The 21,065-nt window shown below is 65.1% G+C and carries 21 protein-coding genes; 6 read left to right on the top strand and 15 right to left on the bottom strand.

Features of this window, described 5'->3' with window-relative positions:
- The first annotated feature begins 18 nt into the window (after window positions 1-18).
- Window positions 19-1,659 carry a SulP family inorganic anion transporter gene (locus ABW18_RS09230; RefSeq protein ID WP_049698715.1) on the top strand — a complete coding sequence of 547 codons (1,641 nt, stop codon included), beginning with the start codon at window positions 19-21 and terminating at the stop codon, window positions 1,657-1,659.
- On the opposite strand, the gene ABW18_RS09225 is transcribed toward ABW18_RS09230, so the two are convergent.
- From ABW18_RS09225 to ABW18_RS09205, 5 genes are all read right to left on the bottom strand, one after another.
- On the bottom strand, window positions 1,656-2,624 hold the full coding sequence (locus ABW18_RS09225; protein ID WP_049698714.1) for an esterase/lipase family protein: 969 nt from the start codon (window positions 2,622-2,624) through the stop codon (window positions 1,656-1,658). The two genes, ABW18_RS09230 and ABW18_RS09225, sit on opposite strands and share 4 nt — an antisense overlap.
- Complete coding sequence (locus ABW18_RS09220) at window positions 2,624-3,814, bottom strand: DNA polymerase IV (RefSeq protein WP_049698713.1); 1,191 nt, start codon at window positions 3,812-3,814, stop codon at window positions 2,624-2,626. The genes ABW18_RS09225 and ABW18_RS09220 overlap by 1 nt, the downstream gene beginning before the upstream one ends.
- A gap of 54 nt (window positions 3,815-3,868) precedes the next feature.
- Complete coding sequence (locus ABW18_RS09215; protein WP_235434338.1) at window positions 3,869-4,636, bottom strand: hypothetical protein; 768 nt, start codon at window positions 4,634-4,636, stop codon at window positions 3,869-3,871.
- Window positions 4,637-4,993: 357 nt separating this feature from the next.
- Window positions 4,994-5,791: a carbon-nitrogen hydrolase family protein gene (locus tag ABW18_RS09210; RefSeq protein ID WP_049699015.1), complete on the bottom strand. Its 798-nt coding sequence runs from the start codon at window positions 5,789-5,791 to the stop codon at window positions 4,994-4,996.
- 47 nt (window positions 5,792-5,838) lie between these two features.
- Complete coding sequence (locus tag ABW18_RS09205) at window positions 5,839-7,500, bottom strand: flavin monoamine oxidase family protein (RefSeq protein WP_049698711.1); 1,662 nt, start codon at window positions 7,498-7,500, stop codon at window positions 5,839-5,841.
- Window positions 7,501-7,743: 243 nt separating this feature from the next.
- Between ABW18_RS09205 and ABW18_RS09200 the strand changes: the two genes are divergently transcribed.
- Together ABW18_RS09200 and ABW18_RS09195 are read left to right on the top strand one after the other, a co-directional pair.
- Window positions 7,744-9,267, top strand: coding sequence for a PepSY-associated TM helix domain-containing protein (locus tag ABW18_RS09200; protein WP_049698710.1), 1,524 nt, complete (start codon window positions 7,744-7,746; stop codon window positions 9,265-9,267).
- Window positions 9,264-10,010 carry a DUF5134 domain-containing protein gene (locus ABW18_RS09195; protein ID WP_049698709.1) on the top strand — a complete coding sequence of 249 codons (747 nt, stop codon included), beginning with the start codon at window positions 9,264-9,266 and terminating at the stop codon, window positions 10,008-10,010. The genes ABW18_RS09200 and ABW18_RS09195 overlap by 4 nt, the downstream gene beginning before the upstream one ends.
- On the opposite strand, the gene ABW18_RS09190 is transcribed toward ABW18_RS09195, so the two are convergent.
- The 10 genes from ABW18_RS09190 to ABW18_RS09145 are packed head-to-tail and all read right to left on the bottom strand — an operon-like array spanning window position 9,988 to window position 19,327.
- On the bottom strand, window positions 9,988-10,572 hold the full coding sequence (locus ABW18_RS09190) for a hypothetical protein (RefSeq protein ID WP_152930049.1): 585 nt from the start codon (window positions 10,570-10,572) through the stop codon (window positions 9,988-9,990). The two genes, ABW18_RS09195 and ABW18_RS09190, sit on opposite strands and share 23 nt — an antisense overlap.
- Window positions 10,569-11,459: a hypothetical protein gene (locus tag ABW18_RS09185; RefSeq protein WP_049698708.1), complete on the bottom strand. Its 891-nt coding sequence runs from the start codon at window positions 11,457-11,459 to the stop codon at window positions 10,569-10,571. The genes ABW18_RS09190 and ABW18_RS09185 overlap by 4 nt, the downstream gene beginning before the upstream one ends.
- Window positions 11,460-11,486: 27 nt before the next feature.
- Entirely contained in the window at window positions 11,487-12,446 is a 960-nt protein-coding gene (locus ABW18_RS09180) for an MlaD family protein (RefSeq protein ID WP_049698707.1), read from the bottom strand.
- Window positions 12,443-13,429 carry an MlaD family protein gene (locus ABW18_RS09175; RefSeq protein WP_235434337.1) on the bottom strand — a complete coding sequence of 329 codons (987 nt, stop codon included), beginning with the start codon at window positions 13,427-13,429 and terminating at the stop codon, window positions 12,443-12,445. The genes ABW18_RS09180 and ABW18_RS09175 overlap by 4 nt, the downstream gene beginning before the upstream one ends.
- A 41-nt stretch (window positions 13,430-13,470) precedes the next feature.
- On the bottom strand, window positions 13,471-14,595 hold the full coding sequence (locus ABW18_RS09170; protein WP_049698705.1) for an MlaD family protein: 1,125 nt from the start codon (window positions 14,593-14,595) through the stop codon (window positions 13,471-13,473).
- Window positions 14,589-15,605, bottom strand: coding sequence for an MlaD family protein (locus tag ABW18_RS09165; RefSeq protein WP_049698704.1), 1,017 nt, complete (start codon window positions 15,603-15,605; stop codon window positions 14,589-14,591). The genes ABW18_RS09170 and ABW18_RS09165 overlap by 7 nt, the downstream gene beginning before the upstream one ends.
- Window positions 15,593-16,651 (bottom strand): MlaD family protein, encoded by a 1,059-nt coding sequence (locus tag ABW18_RS09160; RefSeq protein WP_049698703.1) that lies wholly within the window; start codon window positions 16,649-16,651, stop codon window positions 15,593-15,595. Before ABW18_RS09160 ends, ABW18_RS09165 begins: the two co-directional genes overlap by 13 nt.
- Window positions 16,648-17,670, bottom strand: a complete 1,023-nt coding sequence (locus ABW18_RS09155) for an MlaD family protein (RefSeq protein WP_049698702.1) — start codon at window positions 17,668-17,670, stop codon at window positions 16,648-16,650. The genes ABW18_RS09160 and ABW18_RS09155 overlap by 4 nt, the downstream gene beginning before the upstream one ends.
- Window positions 17,667-18,530: an MlaE family ABC transporter permease gene (locus ABW18_RS09150; protein ID WP_049698701.1), complete on the bottom strand. Its 864-nt coding sequence runs from the start codon at window positions 18,528-18,530 to the stop codon at window positions 17,667-17,669. The genes ABW18_RS09155 and ABW18_RS09150 overlap by 4 nt, the downstream gene beginning before the upstream one ends.
- Before the next feature lie 17 nt (window positions 18,531-18,547).
- On the bottom strand, window positions 18,548-19,327 hold the full coding sequence (locus ABW18_RS09145; RefSeq protein ID WP_049698700.1) for an ABC transporter permease: 780 nt from the start codon (window positions 19,325-19,327) through the stop codon (window positions 18,548-18,550).
- 236 nt (window positions 19,328-19,563) lie between these two features.
- Between ABW18_RS09145 and ABW18_RS09140 the strand changes: the two genes are divergently transcribed.
- Genes ABW18_RS09140 through ABW18_RS09130 form a run of 3 tightly spaced genes read left to right on the top strand, consistent with a single transcriptional unit; the run spans window position 19,564 to window position 20,908 of the window.
- Entirely contained in the window at window positions 19,564-20,217 is a 654-nt protein-coding gene (locus ABW18_RS09140) for a TetR/AcrR family transcriptional regulator (RefSeq protein WP_235434336.1), read from the top strand.
- 25 nt (window positions 20,218-20,242) lie between these two features.
- Window positions 20,243-20,524, top strand: a complete 282-nt coding sequence (locus ABW18_RS09135; RefSeq protein ID WP_049698698.1) for a hypothetical protein — start codon at window positions 20,243-20,245, stop codon at window positions 20,522-20,524.
- Between the two features lie 12 nt (window positions 20,525-20,536).
- Window positions 20,537-20,908 (top strand): VOC family protein, encoded by a 372-nt coding sequence (locus ABW18_RS09130; protein WP_049698697.1) that lies wholly within the window; start codon window positions 20,537-20,539, stop codon window positions 20,906-20,908.
- The last annotated feature ends 157 nt before the right edge of the window (window positions 20,909-21,065 follow it).

Below are 21,065 nucleotides of genomic sequence, written 5' to 3'. Positions count from 1 at the left end.
GCGATCGCCCCGCGCCGCATGCTGCGACTCATCCCCACCACCGGCGACTACGCCGGGCTACGTCGTTCGTGGAAGTCCGACGTCGTCGCCGGTGTCACGGTCGGCGTTGTCGCACTCCCGCTTGCCCTTGCCTTCGGTATCAGTTCGGGCGTCGGAGCGGCCGCCGGCCTGATCACCGCTGTCGTTGCAGGCCTCGTCGCCGCGATCTTCGGGGGGTCTCACGTGCAGGTCTCCGGCCCAACGGGTGCGATGGCCGTGATCCTCGCGCCGATCGTTGCGGCGCACGGGATCTCGTCGATCGCATTGGTGACGGTGATGGCTGGACTCATCGTGCTGATCGCGGGGGCCGTCGGTCTCGGGCGGGCTGTCACGTTCATTCCGTGGCCGGTGATCGAGGGGTTCACACTCGGCATCGCCGTGATCATCTTCTTGCAGCAGGTTCCCGCCGCGTTCGGCGCCGACGCACCGAAAGGCGAACGCACGCTCCCGGCAGCCATTCACGTTGTCACACATGCCGACTGGAGCGTCGCGCTCCAAACCCTCGGCATCGTCGCCGTGATCGCTGTGCTGATGGTCGGGTTGCCGCGCATCCATCGGAGCATTCCCGAGTCGTTGACCGCCGTCATCCTAGTGACCGTGATCGTCGGGTTCATGCACCTGGGGGTGCGGCGAATCGGCGAACTCCCCTCACATCTGCCTGCACCCGCGCTACCCCACCTCGACGTCTCGACCATGAAATCCCTTGCGGGAGCTGCTGTTGCCATCGCAGCACTCGCGGCGATCGAGTCGCTGCTGTCAGCGCGGGTCGCCGCAACGATGTCGCCGACCGGCCCATACGATCCCGACCGCGAACTCACCGGCCAGGGACTCGCGTCCGTGGCGTCGGGGATGTTCGGCGGCATGCCCGCCACCGGGGCGATCGCGCGGACCGCGGTCAACGTACGTTCGGGAGCACGCACACGTGTGTCGGCCATCGTGCACTCCGTGTTCCTCCTCGGAGTGGTGTACCTGGCAACGGGCCCCGTCTCACAGATCCCGCTGGCTGCGCTGTCGGGTGTGCTCATGGTGACGTGCTTTCGGATGATCTCGTCGTCGACGGTCCGAAAGATCATGCGTTCCACACGATCCGACGCGCTGATCTTCGCGATGACGGCAGTCATCACCGTGTGCTTCGACCTCATCGAGGCGGTACAGATCGGCATTGTCGTCGCAGCGTTCTTCGCACTGCGGCAGGTCGCGAAGCGGTCGAGCGTGACGCGCGAAGAGCTACCGGGACCAGCACAACCGGGCGATGAGGCCATCGCACTGCTCCGACTCGACGGAGCGATGTTCTTCGGTGCGGCAGAACGCATCTCGACGGCCATCTCGTCCGGCGCCCACTCCGACGCCACGGTACGGGTGGTGATCATCCGGATGTCGCATCTCGGGATGCTCGACGCGACAGGGGCCCACACGCTCGCAGAGATCGTCTCCGACCTCGAGGGTCGCGGAATCACCGTCATCATCAAGGGCGTGCAGGACGACCATCTCAAGCTACTCGAAGGCGTCGGGGTGATCGACGAACTCCGTCACGAGAATCATCTGATGACCAACCTCGACGACGCGATCACCCATGCCCGCGAACATGTCGCGAACGATCGGGTCTCTCCTGCGGGCTAGCCACCTGTGATGGGTGGCACGAACACGCACGGCACCGGACGCGGATGTGCGGGGTCGAGCGCGTTGAGGACGTGCGCGACCGCTCGACGGTCGGACACGATCGACAGATGGTCGGCGAAGTCGAGGTCGCACCCGTCCTGTAACTCGATGTTGCGTACCGACGTCCCGGGACCGCCCGGCAGAATTCCCACCCAGTAGGGCGTGACGATGTCGTCGAATCTGGTGACGATGTTCGTGTAGCGCACTCCGGGAAGGTAGGGAGTCGGCTGCCGAACGGCGTGGTTGAAGTCCAGATCGCGGGGCGGCGCAACGCAGTCGGGGCAGTTCGGGCGTTTCGGTGTCGGAACACCGAGCGCGCGTCGGAACTCGGCCACCGCCTCACCGCGAGCATCGTCGTCGTCGGGTCCCTGGCGCCAGTACGGCGCGAGTGAGATGTAGTGCGCCACATGGCCGCGTCCGCCGAGGTACTTCATCCAATAGGTGGGGATCTCGGTACCGAGTGAATGCCCGACGACGTCGACCTGGTCGCTGTGCGTCGCAGCCATGACCTTCGACATGAACGACGCGAGTTGCCATGCGCTGTCTTCTTTCGGGCCGAGGCCACCGAGCGCCGATGCGGGCCATTGCGTCGACAGGGCTCCGTATGTCATGGCGAAGACGCAGTAGCCCTCGGTGGCCAACACGGGTGCGAGCGTCGCCCAATTCGTCTGCTGTCCACCACCACTGCCGTGTACGAGGACGACGGGTCGGGGATGGCGCGGCGTCGGACGGCACGAGAAGTCGTTGGTGCCCGGCAGTGAGCCACCCGGGTGCGCGAGCTCTGCCCGTGCGCCGTCGAGAAAGTTGTAGGTGACAGGGGGCCGGGGCGCGGCGTCGGCCGATGCCGGGCCGAGCACGAGTGCGAGCACGGCTGTCAACGTCACCGTGATGGTCGGCCACACTGAGCGAATTCTGTTCTGCTGCATCAGGTCACCTCGAGGTCGAGATCGGTGTCGACAGTGGGCTGAGCGTCGAGGGGTACGAGATCCATGCGTACTCCGAGCAGTCGCACGGGGCGGTCGGCGTCGAAGCGGTCGAGGAGGTCGAGAACGACCGGCGTGAGTTCTGCGATGTCGAGGGTGGGTGCGGCGAGTTTGCGCGACTTGGTCCTGGTGTAGAAGGTCGACGTCCGCACGGTGACCGCGATCCGGAACGGTACGCGGTCTTCGTCGATCACCTGGTCGAGCAGTTCTCGTGTCAATTGTCGCGCCGCAGAGTGTTTCTCGGCCACCGATGTCAGATCGGCCGGGAAGGTCCGCGACTTGGAGTGCGAGCGCGCCTCCCACGGTTCTGCGGTGATCGTCGAGTCGCCATGGCCCCGGCACAGCACGTAGAGCCAATTGCCCTGGTGCGGACCGAATGTGGAGATGAGGTCGTCGCGCGGCGTCGCGATCAAGTCGTCGACGGTGTCGATGTCGTTGGCGCTGAGCTTCTGCGCGGTTTTGGGTCCGACACTCCATAGATCCCTGGTGGGACGCTGCCCCATCAGTTCGATCCAGTTGCGGTCGTCGAGCAGAAAGACCTTGTCGGGCAACGGTTGCACCGGCAGGAAGGTCGAGACGCCTGCGGGGTCTCGCGGAGGCAGACGGTCGGGCTTCTTCGCGAACTCGGTGGCCATCTTCGCCCGCTGTTTGTTGTCGCTGATCCCCACAGAAGAGTCGAGGCCGGTTGCGCCGAGAACCGCGGTGCGCATGCGGGTGGCGATCTCGGTGATCGCGGCGTCGTCGACGCCCTCTCTCTCGACGCCCTCTCTTTCGATGCCCACGTATGCCTCGTCCCAGCCCCACACTTCGACCGGATACCCGAGTCCGCGGATCGTGTCCATGACCTCCGCCGACGCGGCGTCGTATGCCTGCGTGTCGAGGGGAATGAACACGGCGTCGGGTAGCTTGCGGTGCGCGGTGCGCAGGGGCATGCCCGCGCGGACGCCGTGCGCGCGAGCCTCGTACGACGCACATGTCACGACCTTGCGCGGTTCCGACGGGTCGCCGTTACCACCGACGATGAGCGCGACATCGGCGAGCTCGGGACTCCGCAGACGCTCGACCGAGACCTGGAACTGGTCGAGATCGAAGTGCAGGAGCCACCGGAAGCGTTGCGGCCGGTCGGTGCTCACACGTCAAAGCCTACGGTCGCGCTGCGCACCGCGCCGCGAAACGTTCGCTGCTGGTCAGCCCAAGCCGGCGACGCGGACAGCGTTGCCGCCCAGCCCGACGTGCTGGCAACTGGTGCGCAGGGCGTGGGCGTTGTAGCGGACGATCGCGAGGTCGGTGGCACCGTCGTCCTCGGACGTCGGCGATGCCGGAGCCGGGACGGCGAAGAACGCGCTCGCCTTGCTGACGTACACGGCGAACAGGTCGCGGTCGCGTGCTGTGAAGGTGGGCAGGGCGTGGGCCATGACCCGCCCGAGCACAGCGCGGTCGCGGTGCAGTGGCGGCGGCACGAGGTTGAGGTTGCGGGAGGCCGTCGCACAGTTCGTCGGGTCGGTGAGTGCATGCACCGCAACAAAGAGGAAGGCCAGCCGCACCATGTCGACCTTCGCGACGTCGTTGCTGTCCCGGTAGTCGTCGACGATGCTCTGCAATGCCCGAACCGGCAGCACCACGGGAGCATTGTTGAGTTGGTCTGCGGCACTCTCGTCGTCGCCGATCGAATCGATGAGCATGCCGATCAGCACGTCGACCGCGGTCTCGTGCCGATCGACCGCCTGACGCAACGCTGCCGACGTCTCGTTGATCAGTCCGAAGCGTTCCGGCTCAGCGAGCAGAACGTCGAGTCCGGGTATGACGATGAGCTTTTCGACCTCGATCGCCTCGATCAACACCGCAGGCCGCAGGAAGGCGCGCGCGCGTTGCTGTCGTCGCGCACCTCGCCCCTGCCGCTGCGCTTCGGACGAGCGCGAACCCCTCGAACGCACCTGTCCTGTATGTGTGGACACTCCGATATCCGTAGCCGTCTCGGTCATGAACCCGCCCCCTTCGTCGACACTCGATCGGATGACAGATCAGCATGAAAAAGGGGCCACCACCGCCGAGCAGAGCGCACGCTTTAGCGAACACCGTCGTGGTGAAAGTGACCCCAAAAGCATCGCTACCAGCCGGTAGCTTACTGACCCGTAGGTAACGGTAGAACACGGCCGTAGGTCATGTCCACATCCCGACGTGACTGTCGACACATTCGTCCAAGCGTCTCACAGAGGGCCTTCGACCTGCGCAGATGCGAGGACTAAATAATTGCTGAACCAAACTTCATATTGAAATCAACGGATGATGTGCCGCGCCCGAGACGCCTCGCGTTACGACAACAAATCCGAGCGTCTGTCGTCCAGGTAGGTGAATCGCTCGCGCGCGTCGTCGAGCACTTTTCGCTCGACGTCGACGACCAGCAGTTCTGGTTCGCGCTCGGCACGCGCGAGCACCCGACCGTCCGGGCCAATGCCCTCGCTGAGGCCACCGTATGCGAGGTCGCCCTCGACGCCGCAGTAGTTCGCGTATGCCACATAGACGGTGTTCTCCAGCGCGCGGGCCGGGAGCAGCACCGTCTGGACGGCGTCGAACTCGGGCATGTTCGCGGTGGGAACGCAGATCACCTCGGCGCCACGGACCGCGAGGTCGCGCACCAGTTCTGGGAACTCGACCTCGTAGCAGATGAGCAGACCGAGACTCCAGCCGCCGATGTCGATCACCGGGGGCGGGGCGATACCCGCGGTCACGGCGTCGCGGTCGACGTCGCCGAACAGATGCGTCTTCCGGTGCGAGGCAAGGGAAATGCCGTTCGCGTCGACGAGTCTCACGGTGTTGTAGACGGCCGAGTCGTCGAGTTCTGCGCATCCGTACAGGATCGCGATCCGGGTGCGACGCGCGACGTCACCGACGGCGTTGCCGAGCCTGCCGTCGACGGGGTCGGCGAGGCGTCGCGCGGTGCTCGGCGCGATGTTGTAGCCGGTCAGGTACATCTCGGGCGTGATCAACAGGTCGGCGTCGAGTGCAGCGGCCTCCGTGGCAGCTTGCTCAAGTCGGTCGAGATTGCCCTCGACGTCGTCGGCGACAGAGTGGCACTGCCACAACGCAATTCGTAGTCGATCGGTGGTCATCCAAGTCTCTTTCTGCGATGGGACGCACTTCTGTGGCGGGACGGCGGTCACGGCCCTATGTCGATGGGTCCGAGTTCTGCGAACAGATCACCCGGCCCGGGATTGGACGGGTGCGAGGCGCCGCCGAAATGAGTGATCACTCCCCAGACCGCGTTGAGGCCTGTCTGCACCGCGCCCTCGACCCATGCGGGCGTGAACGAGACGTCGTCGCCCGCGATGAAGATGCCCCGCTCGGCGTCGGGCAGATTCTCTTGACCGTGAAAGTGGTTGTACATCCGGGTGTTATAGCGATAGTGGCCGGGCAGTGCGCCCTTGAACGCGCCGAGGAAGTTGGGGTCGTCCTCCCACGAGACGGTGATCGGGCGGCCGACGATGTGCGACGCGATGTCGAGGTCGGGGTAGATCTTCTTCAGTGCCGCAAGCGAGAGTTCGACGCGGCGGTCGACCGGATGCGGCAGCACTTTCAGTGCGTCGCTCATCCACGTGTACGAGAGGCAGATGACGCCGGGACGGTCGGGGCCGTTGTCGAACAGGTAGGTGCCGCGGGTGAGGCGATCGGTGAGCGTCATGCTCAAGACGTCACGGCCGGTCGCAGGGTCGGTGTCGGTCCAGAAGGGACGGTCGACCATGACGAACGTCTTCGACGACTGCATGTAGCGGGTGCGGTCGAGCGCCATCCAGAGGTCCTGGCTGAACAACGATTCGTCGCACTCGATCTCGGTCGACAACAGCCATGCCTGGCAGGTGGCGACCACGGCGGAGAACTCCCGCGAGTCGCCCCAGCGGTCGGTGACCTCGATGCGGTCGGGGCCGAGTCGTCGGATCGCGGCAACGCCCGCGCGTGGCGCGCCACTGTGCAGCGACGACAGGCTTGTCCCGACCGGCCAGTGCGCGATGCGATGGGGCGTGGCCGACCAGAGGCGACGCGGAACCTGTTCTGCCCCACCGACAATCAACCGCTGGTCGGTGTCACAGTTCGTCACGACGACGCGCAGGATCTCCAGCATCGAGTTGCCGAAGTCCGAATCCCACCCGCCTGTCCCGAATCCGACCTGCCCGAACAACTCTCGATGCCGAAACGTCGCGTTACCGAACTCTTTCGACGTCGCGAGGAAGTCGTAAAAGCTGCGGTCGTCCCACTCTCGGACGAGTTCGTTCCACATCGATTTGAGCGTGGCGGTGTCGCGAGCGCGGATCGCATCCTGCAGCGCAGAGAATCCCGCGATACGTTCGAGCGCCGAATCCCAGGCGTCGGAGATCTCGCGGTAGATCGGCGGTAGGTCGTCGAGCGTCTCGGCATAGAACGTCTCGCCACCGAGATCGATGACGGTGCTGCCCGCGGCCTCTGTCAACGGGTTGGGAAACGGGCGCGAGCGCAGACCGAGTGCGTCGACATAGTGGAAGAACGCGCTCGACGAGACGGGGAACCGCATGCCGCCGAGCTCGGCGACCTCGGGCTCTCCCGGCACGAACTGCTCGGAGCGCAGCCGGCCGCCGATGCGATCGGGCTCGTACACGACGGGCCGCAGACCGACCCTCATCAACTCGTACGCGGCGACCATGCCCGCCATACCGGCGCCGATGATCGCGACCTCCGCGCCCAGCGCGTCGTCGGGCACGCGACCGAGACCCGCGGGATTGCTGATCCAGTCGTCGTATGCGAACGGGAAGTCGGGGCCGAAGATGGTGACAGGTGCGTCTGGCTGCACGTATCAACCCTATGGTCTGGCGCGCTGACGTGCGGGACTTCTGCCTCGTGCGCACGGTCGGCGTGATGGAGCGCACGGTCGACGGTCTCGAGCGCACAGTCGACAGTGACCCAGGTCATCCAAGATCTGCGGGAACCGCAAGCGGGGCCGAGGCGACTACTCCTCACAGTGCCGTCGGAAAACCGGCGGCAGTGCAGCCATCCCGAGAAGGAAGTCACCGAAGCCGTGGTCAGCCCTCCACCCGTGGATTCCGCGCCAGACAAGCCAGCCGAGTCCGAGACCGTCGAACCCCAGACCGGCGAATCAGAAGCCGTCGAACCAGATCGTGATGCGCGAGGCGCGCGGCCGGCCCCGTCGGCGGCACAGCGGTGGCGTCCGCTCCTGCTGCGCTGGCATTTCTACGCTGGCATCCTGATCGGCCCGTTCCTGCTGGTCGCGGCCGTGACGGGCACGCTGTACGCACTCATCCCGCAGGTCGACCGGGCCGTCTACAGTCATGAGCTCACCGTCGACAATGTCGGCACACAGCGGCTTCCGCTCGGCGATCAGGTCGCTGCGGCGCGTCGAGCTCATCCGGAGGGAAGCATCGCGTCGGTGACGCCTGCACCGAAGGCCGACTCGACGACGCGGGTGACACTGAGCGTCGACGACCTGCCGTCTGACCGAACACGCACCGTCTTCGTCGATCCGTACACCGGTGATGTGCGCGGATCGCTGACCACGATGGGCGAATGGCTGCCCGTACGCACGTGGTTCGACGACCTGCACCGCAACCTGCACCTGGGTGTCGTCGGCCGCAATTACAGCGAGATCGCCGCGAGCTGGCTCTGGGTGACGGCGCTGGGTGGGCTGGTCCTCTGGATCGGCTATCGACGACGGACCCACAAGCTCAACCGTGTGCTCACCCCTGACCGCGATGCCCCGAAGCGTCGTCGAACATTGACCTGGCACGGGGCCGTCGGCACGTGGATCATCATCGGACTCGTCGCGCTGTCGGCGTCGGGGCTGAGTTGGTCGCGGTATGCGGGTGCGAGCATTTCTGAGTTGCGCACCGAACTGTCGTGGACGACGCCCGCGGTCTCGACGTCGCCCGCGTCGTCGAGCGAAGGTCATCACCACGGGGGTGATGCGACAGCCGAAGCCCCGCCGACGATCACGCCGTCGGACTTCACCGCCGTCGACAACACCGCCACGCAAGCGGGTCTGCGCGCACCGATGGTCATCACGCCGCCGTCCGCGGAGGGCGCGGCGTGGTCGGTGAACGAGAACAACCGCGGATTCCCCACCCGGTACGACGCGATCGCGGTGGACCCCAAGACATTTGCTGTCGCCGATCGGGTGAACTTCGCGCAGTGGCCGTTCATGGCGAAAATGACCGACTGGGCCATCAGCGCACATATGGGCCTTTTCGGCATCATCAATCAGATCATCCTGGTGCTCTTGGGAATCGGACTGATCAGCGTGATCGTCCGCGGCTACCTGATGTGGTGGCGGCGGCGTCCCACGAGAGGTGGACTGCCCAAAGCGCCGGGGCGAGGGTCGCTGAGTTCGCTCCTGCCCGGTGAGGCGGTTGCGCTCATCGTCGTGGTCGCAGTACTCGGGTGGTTTGCGCCGTGGTTCGGAATTCCGTTGGCGCTGTTCGTGATCGTCGACGCCGTGTGGGGCATCGTTGCTTCGCGCCGCGGTTCGGGGACCCCTCCGCACGGAAGCGAGCACGGCCCCTCCGATGAGCAACCGGCTACGGCAGCAACCGAGAGTGCCCGATGATCGACAATCTCGCACTCCGCTGGGTCGTCACGATCCTGTTCGCGATCTCCGCGGCGTTGACCGTGTACGCAATGGTGCGCCAACCGCTTCGCTGGCCCGCCTACGTCGGACACGTGCTGCACCTGATCATGGCCGTCGCGATGATCGTGATGGCGTGGCCGTTCTCGATGAGCTGGCCGACCACAGGCCCGACGGTCTTCTTCATCGTCGCTGCCATCTGGTTTCTGGCGACTCTCGCATTCCCGAGTTCTGTTCTCGCCGAACCGGAATGCGGGTGTGGCGATGTGTGCACCTGCGGGGCGAACTGTGGTTGCGTCCCCGCGACCGACTCGGTGTTCGGACGATCTGTCGCCGTCTACCACGCGGTCATGATGGGCGCGATGGCGTGGATGTACGCCGTGATGAACGGCAGCCTGCTCCCTGGGAGTACCTCGGCAAGTGCTTCGGGCGCAGTCGAATACACGTCGGCGCTCGGCGAGCTCGTGCTCGCCCACGACCACGGTTCCGGCGGCATGGACATGCCGGGAATGGACATGACCGGCACCAGCCAACCGGCGTACATCACTCCCATCAATTGGATTCTCACGATCGGTTTCGCCATCGCCGCCGTGGTGTGGTTGTACCGCTATCTCGATCGACGACGCCGCGCGGGCACGACGTCGGATGTACTCGCCTTCGCGGGCGACATCTCGCAGATCTGCATGGCCGCGGGGATGTCGATCATGTTCGGCGTGATGCTCTGAGCGTTGGGGGACGCGGCGTCGTAAAGGGTTCTGCGGGAACGTCGTTGGCTGGTGTGCGATCGTCTCGACCCGCTCGCGGCACCAGCATCACACCCACGAGACAGGCGATCACGAAGCAGCACAGCGTGATCGGCGGCCATGCGGACACCTCGACGGTGTCGGTCTGGACGTCGACTGCCCCGCCGAAGACCGACGAATACACCGCCGCATCCATGAGGAACCACACCACCGCCGCGATGCCGACCGCCGACACCCCGATCACGGCGTACCCGGCGCGAGCGTGCCGATAGCCCGGGCTGACTGCCCACAGCGCCAGCGCGACGAGGAGGCAGGCTGCCACCAGCGCGATGGCTCCGCCAAGACTCACGACGCCGCGCGCGGCAAGCTCTTCGGGTGCTCCCGAACGTGTGACGGCCTGGTCGGTCAGATCGGTCGACGCCGGAATGACCGACCCCTGCGCCCGAACCCACGTCATCGTCGTGGCAACGCCTCCCACCGTTGCCACGACGAGCAGCACGACCGACCAGCGGCGTCCGCTTGGTGGGGTTGGGGACGAGGTCACGGTGTCGGCTGCGCGGGGACGGCCGGAGCCTGACCGCCCGTGCCGTCACTCCCCTGGTTGCCGTCGCTCTGGTTGCTGTTTCCCTGAGTACTGCTGCCCTGGCTTCCGGAGCCCGCGTCGCTCTGCGTGAGATTCGGGGTGCCGCTGCCCGACGAGCCGTCCTGTGCCGCGCCTGCGATCCCGGCGACGTCGGTGATCAGCCACTTGCTGTCACGGTCGAGCGTGATGGTGTAGGGGGTGACGGTGTTGAGTCCCTTCGGATTCTGTGTGCTCGTCATGTGCGTGGAGACGAAGACCTGCACGATGAACTGTCGATCAGCCCTGATGTCAACGGTTTTCGCTGCTATCAGCTTCGCGGTCTGCACCCACTGGACCTCTTGGATGAGTGGTGTCAGCGTGTTCACCGCGACGTCGAAGCGCGAATTGAGTTCCGGCGCAGTGCCATTCTTGAGTGCTGCCGACCACGGTTGCAGGTTGTTGAAGTCGAATGTCGCCGCGCCGACCGCGTACCTACCGGCGACGGTCTCGGCTGTCTGTTTGTCGGCGGTCAGTTGGCGCTCGGCGGCGAGGTCGTCGGATCGCTGCACGAGGAGGTAGGCGAGCACGCCGACCGCGACTAGCGCGGCGACGCACAGCATGCTGACCGCCGCGACAACCGGGGGGCGACGCACCGTCAGGTACTCGGTCAACTGAGCTCGCGCGGATGGCTTTTCGACAGGAGACTCTTCGGGAGAAGGCTTTGCGGCGGGAGTCTTCTCGGCAGCAGCCTTCCCTGCGGAGGGCTTCTCGGCAGTAGCTTTCTCGGCGGGCGTAGCGGTGGTGTCATTCGCGCCCTCGTCGTTCTCCGGCTCGGCGTCGTTGGTCGTGGTGTGCAGGTCGGTTGTCATGGGCTGACTCCTTGTCGGCTCGGGCTGTCATCTCGGCGGGGTCACGGTTAGTTGCAGGCTGTCGCCGGGCAGGACCTTCATTGCCTGCTCCAGCAGCGTCGCGATGTTGATCTGGGCCAGCACCGAACCCGACTGCCGTGCGGCGGGGAGCAGTGTGTCGGCGATGCTGCCCAATGGGGGTGCGATGGTGTTCACGAACTCAGCGGACCGATTCAATGACGGTTTCCAGCGATCTCGGATCTTCTTTCCGCCGTCGGTGGAGACCGCGAATGGCTTGACCGCGGTCACGACGTCGCGGACGCTGGTGCCCGCGTACACGAGTTGGGGAGCAGTCGGACGCAGCGACGGGCCGATCCAGGCGCCGTCCTGCAGCATCGTCGTCGAGTTTCCGATGATCTTCTCGATGGCCGGCTGTGAGTAGATCATCGTCGCCGCGAGTACCTGCGCGGCTGGTGTGAGGCGTTCGACGTCGGACTCGGTTCCGGCGAGTGCTGCCGCGAGAGTGTCGACGAGATCGTTGACGAGTGTCGGGTCGACCTGATCGAGCAGCGTCTGTGTCGAGCCGAGGAGTTCCGGTACCGATGCCGGGACGTCGACCACGGTTGCGGTCAGGGTCTGACCACTACGAATCGTTTGGGCCGCATCGTCTTTCGGGGGGATGAGGAAGAGTCCCGACTCCCCGATCATCGATTGGTTCTCGATGACGAGTTTGCTGTTCGACGGTATCTGATGCGTGGCGTCGTAGGAGATCTCGATGTCGATGTCGTTGCCGCCGGTGTAGGTCACCGACGACACACTCCCGATCGACACTCCGCGGAGCAGGACAGCCGAACCGGCGTGCAGGCCATTGGATTTGGGTGCGGTGATGGTGACCGTCGTCTGGTCGGAGATGACCCGCATCTTCAGTACGCCCACCGAGAGGTAGGCGACCGCGAGGATGAGCACCGCAATGGTCGCCATGATGGAGAACATGTAGCGCGCCTTCATCGGACCGCTCCGATCATGCGCAACACCGCCGTCACCGACCGAGTTGCTTCCCGACGATCCCCACCCACGGTGATCTTGTCGACGGAGACCCCACCGTTCTTGGCGAACGGGAGGAGCTTTGTCTGCGTCACGTCGACGACCTTGCCGATGTTGCCGTTGAATTCGGTCGAGGACGCGGAGTAGCTGCGCAGCAGGGGCGTGATCTTCTCCAGGAACGGGTTGAGCTCGGCGAGCCTCGGCGTGAGCCAGCTCAGACCGATCGCGAGAGCGCTGGAACCCGCGACGAGTTTGAATCCCTCACTGATCGCGTCCATGACAGATCCCAGGGTGAACTGGCCCTGCGGACCCATCGACATCGCGAGAAGAGCTGGGTCAGAAGCTATCTGGCGGCTGGTTTCATCGAGTGTGTCGATCATCGAGTTCAGCTCGTCGGTGCCGCGTGCGAGATCCTGGATATCGTGGGCGCCGACGCGTGATGCTGCGGGGAGGTCGCCGTTCTCGATGTCGACGGACTCGTTGACCTTGCGGATCGAATCCTGCACTCGCATCACCGAACCGCCCGCCATGAAGTCGGCGAGATTGGTGATGATGTCTTCGATCTGGGGGCCGGGGTCTGTGTCGTGTAGACCGATGACGTCGCCGTCGTGCAGGAGGGGCGCGCTCGAGGATGCGGGCGGTATCAACGCGACGTAGATGTCGCCGAGCATCGTCGACTGTCGCAGTTCGGCTTTCGAGCCGCGCAACACCTGGGCTTGTGGCGTGATGCCGAGGGTCAGCCGCGCGGCGTTGGGGACGAGCTCGATGGATTCAAGCGTCCCGATCTGGGTGCCGCGTGAGAGCACCCGCGCACCCAGCGGGAGGTTGACGACCGAGGAGAAGTCGACGTAGAGCGTCGTCGAATTCGACGACGACGAGGTCAGTCTCGGCAACAGATTCGCGGGATTGGTCCCACGTCCGACCGCGACGACGACAACTGCTGCCACCACGGCCAGTACACACAGGACAAATGAGACTCCACGACGCATCATCGGCCGAGACCTCCCTGGATCGCAGCGCCCACGAGGCCGGTGAGATCGACGACCGCCGTCTGTCCGGTGCGGACGTCGCAGCTCCCGGCACCGCTGCGGTCGAGGAGTCCGCACAGCGCCGCGCTACTCGGGGTCCTGGTGAGCACCTTCGGCCCCGACACAGACACCGGAACCCCTCGCGCGGACCGGCTCATCATGGCCAACGCCGACGTCGCGATTCCCGGGATCTCACGCAGAAGCACAAGCAGGTCAGGGGTTTTGGCGACACCGAGATCGATCAGCGGTTTCGCGACGTCGGCGGTGTCGAGCAGCGGCGGTAGGAGGTCGCCGAGAAGATCGTCGATCGCGGGCGCGGCCTCAGACAATCCATTGAAGATATAGACGAAGTCTTCGATCAGCCTGCCCATCATGAACGTCAACGACGCCGAGTTGGTCCCGATATCGCGCAGATCATCCCAGTTCTGGGTGGTGACATCGGTGAGCGTCGCCAGATTGTCGAAGATCGAGCGCATCTGCGCGAGGAACTCGTCGGGTGCTGCCATCAGGCTCGACATGTTCTTGATGGACTTGTTGATGTCGCCGCCGGTCCCGTTGATCTCCCGCGAGGTGACCGAGATGAGCTCTCCCACCGGCTTTTTCGTATCTGTACCCACTCCCCCGACCTCGTTGAACATCGTCGTGAACGACTGGAACGCATCGCTGACCGAGATGGGCGTAAACGTCCGAGAGAGCGGAACACATGTCTGCGCGGCTAGTTCGGGGCCGCCGTGTGCGTCGGTGCCAACGAGTTCGAGACGACGGTCGGCGAGCACCGAGTTGTTGATCGCGACCACTTTGAGATCGGAAGCCAGCGGCCGGTCGTCGACCTTCATGTGCACTGTCACGTAACCGTTTTCGGGGTTCAGCGAGGTCACTGTTCCGACCTTGACGCCCCGGATGTTGACCGCATTTCCCGCATAGAGGCCGGCCGAGTCGGGTAGCTGGGCGCAGAGTGCACGCGCGTTGTTCGACGTCGACCTCAGGTAGACGACCACCGCACCGACAAGCAGCGCGACGACGAGGATCGCGGCGACCAGTGCGATCGCCCTGCTGTCGATTCGGCGCGCTCGTGCGGTCAACATGTGCGGCCCGCGATGGGTATGCAGATCGACGAGTCGTCGATCACCTGATCACCGAAGTCGAGTGTCACGCCATTGGGATGCATTGTGCGACTGAGCTTGTCGGCGATGCCGCGCAGCTGTGTGATCGCGACACTCATCTTTGCCGCGATGTCTTTGGTCTCGCCCGCGGAGGCGATGATCTTGCGCAGGGGCGGCTTGATGCGCGCCTGATACGGCTCGCCGAGGACGTCGCCGACGTAGAGCACGAGCGACGCGAGGGCGTCGTAGGTGATGATGCCACGATCCTTGTAGCCGATGATGAGCGGCAGTACGGCGTGAATGCGTTTGATCATCTCGACGAGCGTGGCTCGTTGTGCCGCCATGGCTGTGCTGTATTCGCCGCCGATGTCGGCGACGCTCTTGATCTGATCCTGCTGCTTGTCGAGCAAGCCCGTGAGGGTGTCGACGTCGGACATGATGCCGCGGATGGCGCCGGGCGCGGCGTCGAGGCTGTTGGTCAGCGCCATCGCCGTGCCGCGCATCGTCGGCGCGTCGATGCCCGAGGTGGTCTTGGCGGCGGAGTCGAGCACCTCGGAGATCGAGTAGGGCACGGAGGTACGCGAGACGGGAATCACTGAGTCGCCCAACGGTTTATCTCCTGCGGGCAGCAGTGCGACGTATGCTCCGCCGACCACCGTCAGCATCCGGACGTCGAGGGAGGTCTGGTCGCCGAGGAATACGGTGCGGTCGACGGAGAGCGAGACGTCGACTTTGTCGTCGGACAATGCGACATCGGTGACCTTGCCGACGGTCACGCCTGCGATGCGTACCTCGGTGCCGCCCTTGATGCCGCCGCTCTCCGACATCACCGCGTGCACGATCGCGCGCCCGGGAGGCGAGATATAGAGGACGCCGACGACGACCACCAGCACGGCCACGACGGCGACAACCCCGACGGCCCAGGAGATCTCGGCCCTGCGGGAGACCTGGTCGCGGACAGCGAAGTCGGATAGTCGACTCAGGCCTTGCACAACGTCACCTTCCCTCCGCCGAGCAGGACCTGCCCCATCTCCGGCAGCGCCACCTCGCCGCGCGAACACGTCGCGTCGAAGCCCAGGTGGCTCATCGACGCGTTCACGGTCGCCAGGAAGGTCGGCAACGCGCCGAGCACCTCGGCGAACTGGTTGGTGTCGGGGACGAGTTGCATGATGCGCGCAGAGACGTTGTCGTGGCCACCGAGAGTGAGGTCGAACAGGTTCGAGAGCAGGTCGACGATCGGCGGAAACACTCTGGCGCCGTTGCCGAATGCGGACTTCAGCAGATCGAGCTTGGTCTCGAGAGTGTCGAAGAGTACGCCGAGGCCTTTCATCAGCACCCCGATGATCTCGGACTTGCCCTGCAGCGCAGCGGAGACGATGCCGAGGTTGTTGACGACCGTGGAGATCAGGGCCTTCTTGTCGGTAGCGAAACGGGTGAGACGTTCGACGTCGGCGAGGACGTCGCCGAGTCCGACGCCGTCCTCGCCCTGGAGCAGATGGAGCATGTTGGTGGCGAAGGTGTTGAACACCTCGGGGTCGGCGCCCTGCAGCAGCGGTCGTAATCCGTTGAACAGCTTGGTGATGTCGAAGGAGCCACTCGTCTTGGCAACGGGGATCACCTGACCGGGGTCGAGTGGCGCCGCATCCGTTGGCGTGGTCGTGCTGACGGTCCCGTTGACCTCCGCTTTCTGTGCAACTTCTGCTTTGGTGACCGCGAGGTAGCGTTGGCCGACGAGGTTCTGGAATCGAATCGCGAGCTGATCGCGACTGGTGAGCCGATTCTCTTGGCGCACGGTGAAAGTCACCATTGCCACGCCGGTGGACTGGAGATCGATGTCGGTCACCTTGCCCACCTGGACGCCGCGCACGCGGACGTCGGCGTTCTTGTGCAGCCCGAACACGTCGGAGAACTCGGCGCGGTAGGTCTCGACGTCGCCGCCGACCGGCCGATTGATCGCCTGCACGATCGCATAGAGGGCGAGGATCACGACGGCCGCCACGAGCAGCAGTCGTTTCGTCGCCGACGACGCGTTTCTCACGAACCTCCACCCACTCTCGACAGCAGTTGGTTCAACGGTGCCGATGCTCCGGGCACGACGTCGAGGTGCGCGGTTACCGACAGGGTGGTTCGCCCCGTCGTCGGATCGGTGTGGAACGCATTGCCGAAGTGATCGATCAGCGTGCCGACCTGCGCGGGGGTGACACCCGAAAGTCCTTGCCCGAGCGGCGTCGTGAATGCGTTGGTGAGGTCCATGAACGCGCCGAACGGCGCGAGGCCGTTGAACAGTGATCCCATGCCGCCGAACAGATCTCCGATGTCGCCGATCATCTGCGCGACCTGCAGCACGTAACCGTGGTCGAGGAGGAGGGGGTTGGAGTTGAAGATGTTGAGTCCCTTGATTGCGCCCGCTGCCGCAGCACCGACGCCGCTGAACGCGTCTGCGGCAGTGGGTAAGAGCGCATTCAGACGTGTGCGCTGCCCTTGCTGCACCGTTTGCAGAGTGACGGTTGCCGCGGTCAGAAACGGTGACAGGCGAATCGTCGTGTCGCTCACCTGCTTGAGTAGGTCGCTGAGTTGTGGGGACAGCACGGGCAGGGTGAAGGAGCCCGCACTGCGCACGGTGGCCGTCACGGTGTAGTCCGACGGCGCCTGTGCGAGCGTGATGGTGCTGCCACTGGTGACCGACGAGCCCGAACCCGTCGGGTTCAGACGCACGGCGTCGGAGCCGAAGAGGTTGCGCGACACGAAGCTCACCGCCGTGTTCTCGGTCAGTTCGCCTATGGCGTCCCGGTTGACGCAGACCTCCATGCGCGTGACGTCGCGGCGTGAAATGTCGAGGCCGCAGACCTCTCCGACGGTCTCGCCGCGGATATCGACCGGGACGCCCTCCTGCACGCCGTCGGGAAGCGATGGGGCGTCGATGGCGAAGCGCACGGAGTCGTCGCCTCCGCTGAAGGGCTTGATGGCGACGAGAGCGACGACGGCTACAGCCACGAGCACGGCGAGCATGCCTCGCTTGCGCAGCGCGGCCGGGGAGAGTTCGCGTGCCCTGCTCATGCGAAGTTCAGCCCCGAGTTCAGACCCCAGAACATCAGCGACATCACCATGTCGGCCGCGACGATCAGCACGAGACTGGCGCGGATCGCCCGGCCGGACGCGATGCCGACTCCCTCGGGACCGCCGCTCGCGAAGAAGCCGTAATAGGTGTGCGCGATGATCACCAGGACCGCGAAGACGACGACCTTGATCGTCGAATAGACGACGTCGACCGGACTCACGAACGCCTCGACGTAGCGGTCGTAGGCGCCCGCGGAATTGCCGTAGACGACGCTGACGACCAGCCGCGAAGACAGATAGGCCAGGCAGAGCGAGATCAGATAGAACGGCACGATGGCGAGGACGCCCGCGATGACGCGTGTGCCCACCACGAACGGAATCGGCCGGATCGCTTGCGCCTCAAGGGCATCGATCTCCTCCGAGATGCGCATGGAGCCGATCTCGGCGGTCATCCGGCATCCCGCCTGCGCGGCGAACCCCACTGCCGCGACGATCGGGGCCATCTCACGCGTGGCGGCGTACCCGGTGATGAGGCCTGCCATCGGAGAGAGGTTGAGCGATGAGAGCGAGGTGACACCGAGGATGCCGATCATGCCGCCGACCGAAACACCAAGGATTGCAAGCACACTCGCGATCCCGCCGCCGACGAGGATCGAGCCGTTGCCCCAGGTGGTCTCGGCGAACGCCGCGAGGGTCTGGTTGCGATACGCGCGCACCGTGTGCGGCAGACCCGCGATGGTGTCGAGCACGAATGTCACCTGGCGGCCGATGTGCTCGAACGGGCGGCCCGCGTCGTCGGCGACTCTCTCCAAGCGCGGGAACTTGGTACTCGGGATGTAACTCCCGGCGCGTTGCGCCATGTCAGATCACCGCCATCTCAGATCACCTGCGGCGGGATGAAGAGCGTCGTGACCTGGGTGATGATCACGTTGATCACCATCGACGCGACGATGCCGAGCACGACGGCCGCGTTGACAGCGTCAGCGACGCCGCGGGCGCCCCCGGCGGCCTCGAGCCCCCGCCTGCTCGCGATGACCACCACGACGAAACCGAAGATGACCGACTTACCCAGGCAGATCCACAGGTCCGTGGTCGACGCGTAGCTGCCGAACGACTGCCAATACGAGCCCGCGATGACCCCCTGTCCGACGATCGCCACGATGAAGCTCGCGGCCACCGCGATCACGATGATGAGGATCGAGAGAACCGGGGCGACCAGCACCATCGCGACCATCCGCGGTGCGACGAGCCGGCGCGTGGGATCGATGCCGAGGACTCGCATGGCGTCGATCTCCTCGCGGACCGTGCGAGCTCCGAGATCCGCCGTGATCGCCGACGCCCCTGCACCACCGAGCAGAAGGGCGGCGGCCATCGGCGCGCCCTGCTGGATGACACCCATGCCGCCGACGGCTCCGGCCATCGAGGTGGCGCCGAGGTTGCTGGTGAGGCCGCCGATCTGCACCGCGATGATCACTCCGAACGGTACGGCCATCAGCAGGGCGGGCAGGACCGTGATGCTGAGCAGGAACCACGCCTGAACGGTCGCCTCGCGGACCGGAAACCTGCCGCCGACGATGTCTGTCGTCGCGATGACAGAGGTGCGCACGCCCAGCCTGACCGTGCGGACGAAGCCCTGCACACTCTGCGCCATCGGCACGCGCAACCCCCATAAACTCAATCAAGCACTTGTTTGGTTTTGGGACGTATTAGACATCCCGGTTTCATTCTTCGCGCCGAGGCGAGTATCACATATCCATGTGTCCGCTGTCACACCCCCATTCGTGGTTGCGCTGTCAACTGCAGAAACACAAGCTCGTCGCACGCTCGATGCTCGATACCGTCGATGTCGAGTGTTTGAGATCGTGAAACGTTGGAGTGAGTTATGGTTCACGAGTGTCAGAAGTAGGCTCAGCCTCGACCGCGGCGTCGACCCACGCGGGTTCGGCGATGACGATGCTGGGTGCGTCGCGTCGTCGACGCGCCGAGGAACAGGAGCGTCGGATCATCGACGCGGCGTCGTCGGAGTTCGTGCGCTCCGGGGTCCGTCGAGCCAACATCGACTGCATCGCCCGCGACGCAGGCGTCAGCCGCAGCACGCTGTATCGCCGTTTCCCCAGCAAGGATGCGCTCCTGGCCGAGGTCGTGCTGCAACTGCGCAGGGACTTCTTCTCCGAGATGCAACAGGCTGTTCGCGACCTCGACCCGCGCGAAGCGGTGATCGAGGGGTTCCAGGTGTCCATCACGCGGGCTCGCAGCAATGAACTCGTCACCCGCATACTCGCCGACGAGCCGGGCGCCGCCGACCTGATCATCGGATTCGACGGCCCGTACGTGGTGGAAATGGTCGGGCAGTTCAGTCAGAGCATCGTCGACTCCCTGCGTGCCGCGGGCGCCAACATGCCTGACGCCGACCTGCGGCTCGCGTCGGAGACGCTGTTTCGGCTGATCATGTCGTTCGCGCTCACCGACTCGCACACCGTCGACATCGACGACGCCGACGCGCTGCGCGACTACGCGTCGAAGTTCCTCGCCCCGATGTTCTGGTGATCTCGACAAGCTCGATCAGCGGGGGTTGCGCGCGATCAGCGGGGGCGTCGACTGGGCGCTCGAGACGGCCGAGTGGGCGTCTCGTCGCGTCGACTGGGCGTCTCGTCGCGTCGACTGGGCGCTCGCGCCGGCCGAGTGGGCGTCTCGTGGCGTCGAGTGGGCGCTCGAGCCCGTCGAGTGTGCGTCTCGTCGCGTCGACTGGGCGGCGCCGGGTTTCTATTGCGGACCCGATATGACCGCATTGGCTGCGATGCTCGGTTCGTCGAGTGATTGGCACTCGGCTCGAACCTCGAAGCGTCCCACCTGAAAGGCCACAATCATGGATTGGACACTGGAAGTCGCGTTTCTGCCCGTCACCGACGTCGATCGAGCAAAGGACTTCTACACCAGGATCGGGTTCAACCCCGACCACGACTCGTCCCCCACCGACGAGATCAGGTTTGTGCAGATGACACCGCCCGGCTCGCGCTGCTCGATCGCTTTCGGCCGGGGCATCGTCGACGCCGCGCCACCCAACGCCGGAACACTGATGCTCTGCGTGTCCGACATCCAGGCTGCGCGGAAGGAGCTACTCGACGCCGGCGTCGACGCCAGTGAGGTCGACGTCCAGTCGTGGGGCCACTTCGTCTACTTCGACGATCCTGATGGCAACCACTGGAACGTGCAGTACTTGCCCTACCGGTACGAGTGAGCGCCCGACGCATCGTCACGCAAAACGGCCCCGCACCTTGTGAGGTGCGGGGCCGTTTCGGTGATCTCGACAGGCTCGATCAGCGGGTTACCGCCGATCAGCGAGAGCGAGCTCGATCAGCGGGTTACCGCCGATCAGCGATGATCTCGACAAGCTC

The organism is Gordonia jacobaea (assembly GCF_001186365.1).
GTDB lineage: Bacteria > Actinomycetota > Actinomycetes > Mycobacteriales > Mycobacteriaceae > Gordonia > Gordonia jacobaea.
This window is presented reverse-complemented; position numbering and strand designations above follow the sequence as displayed.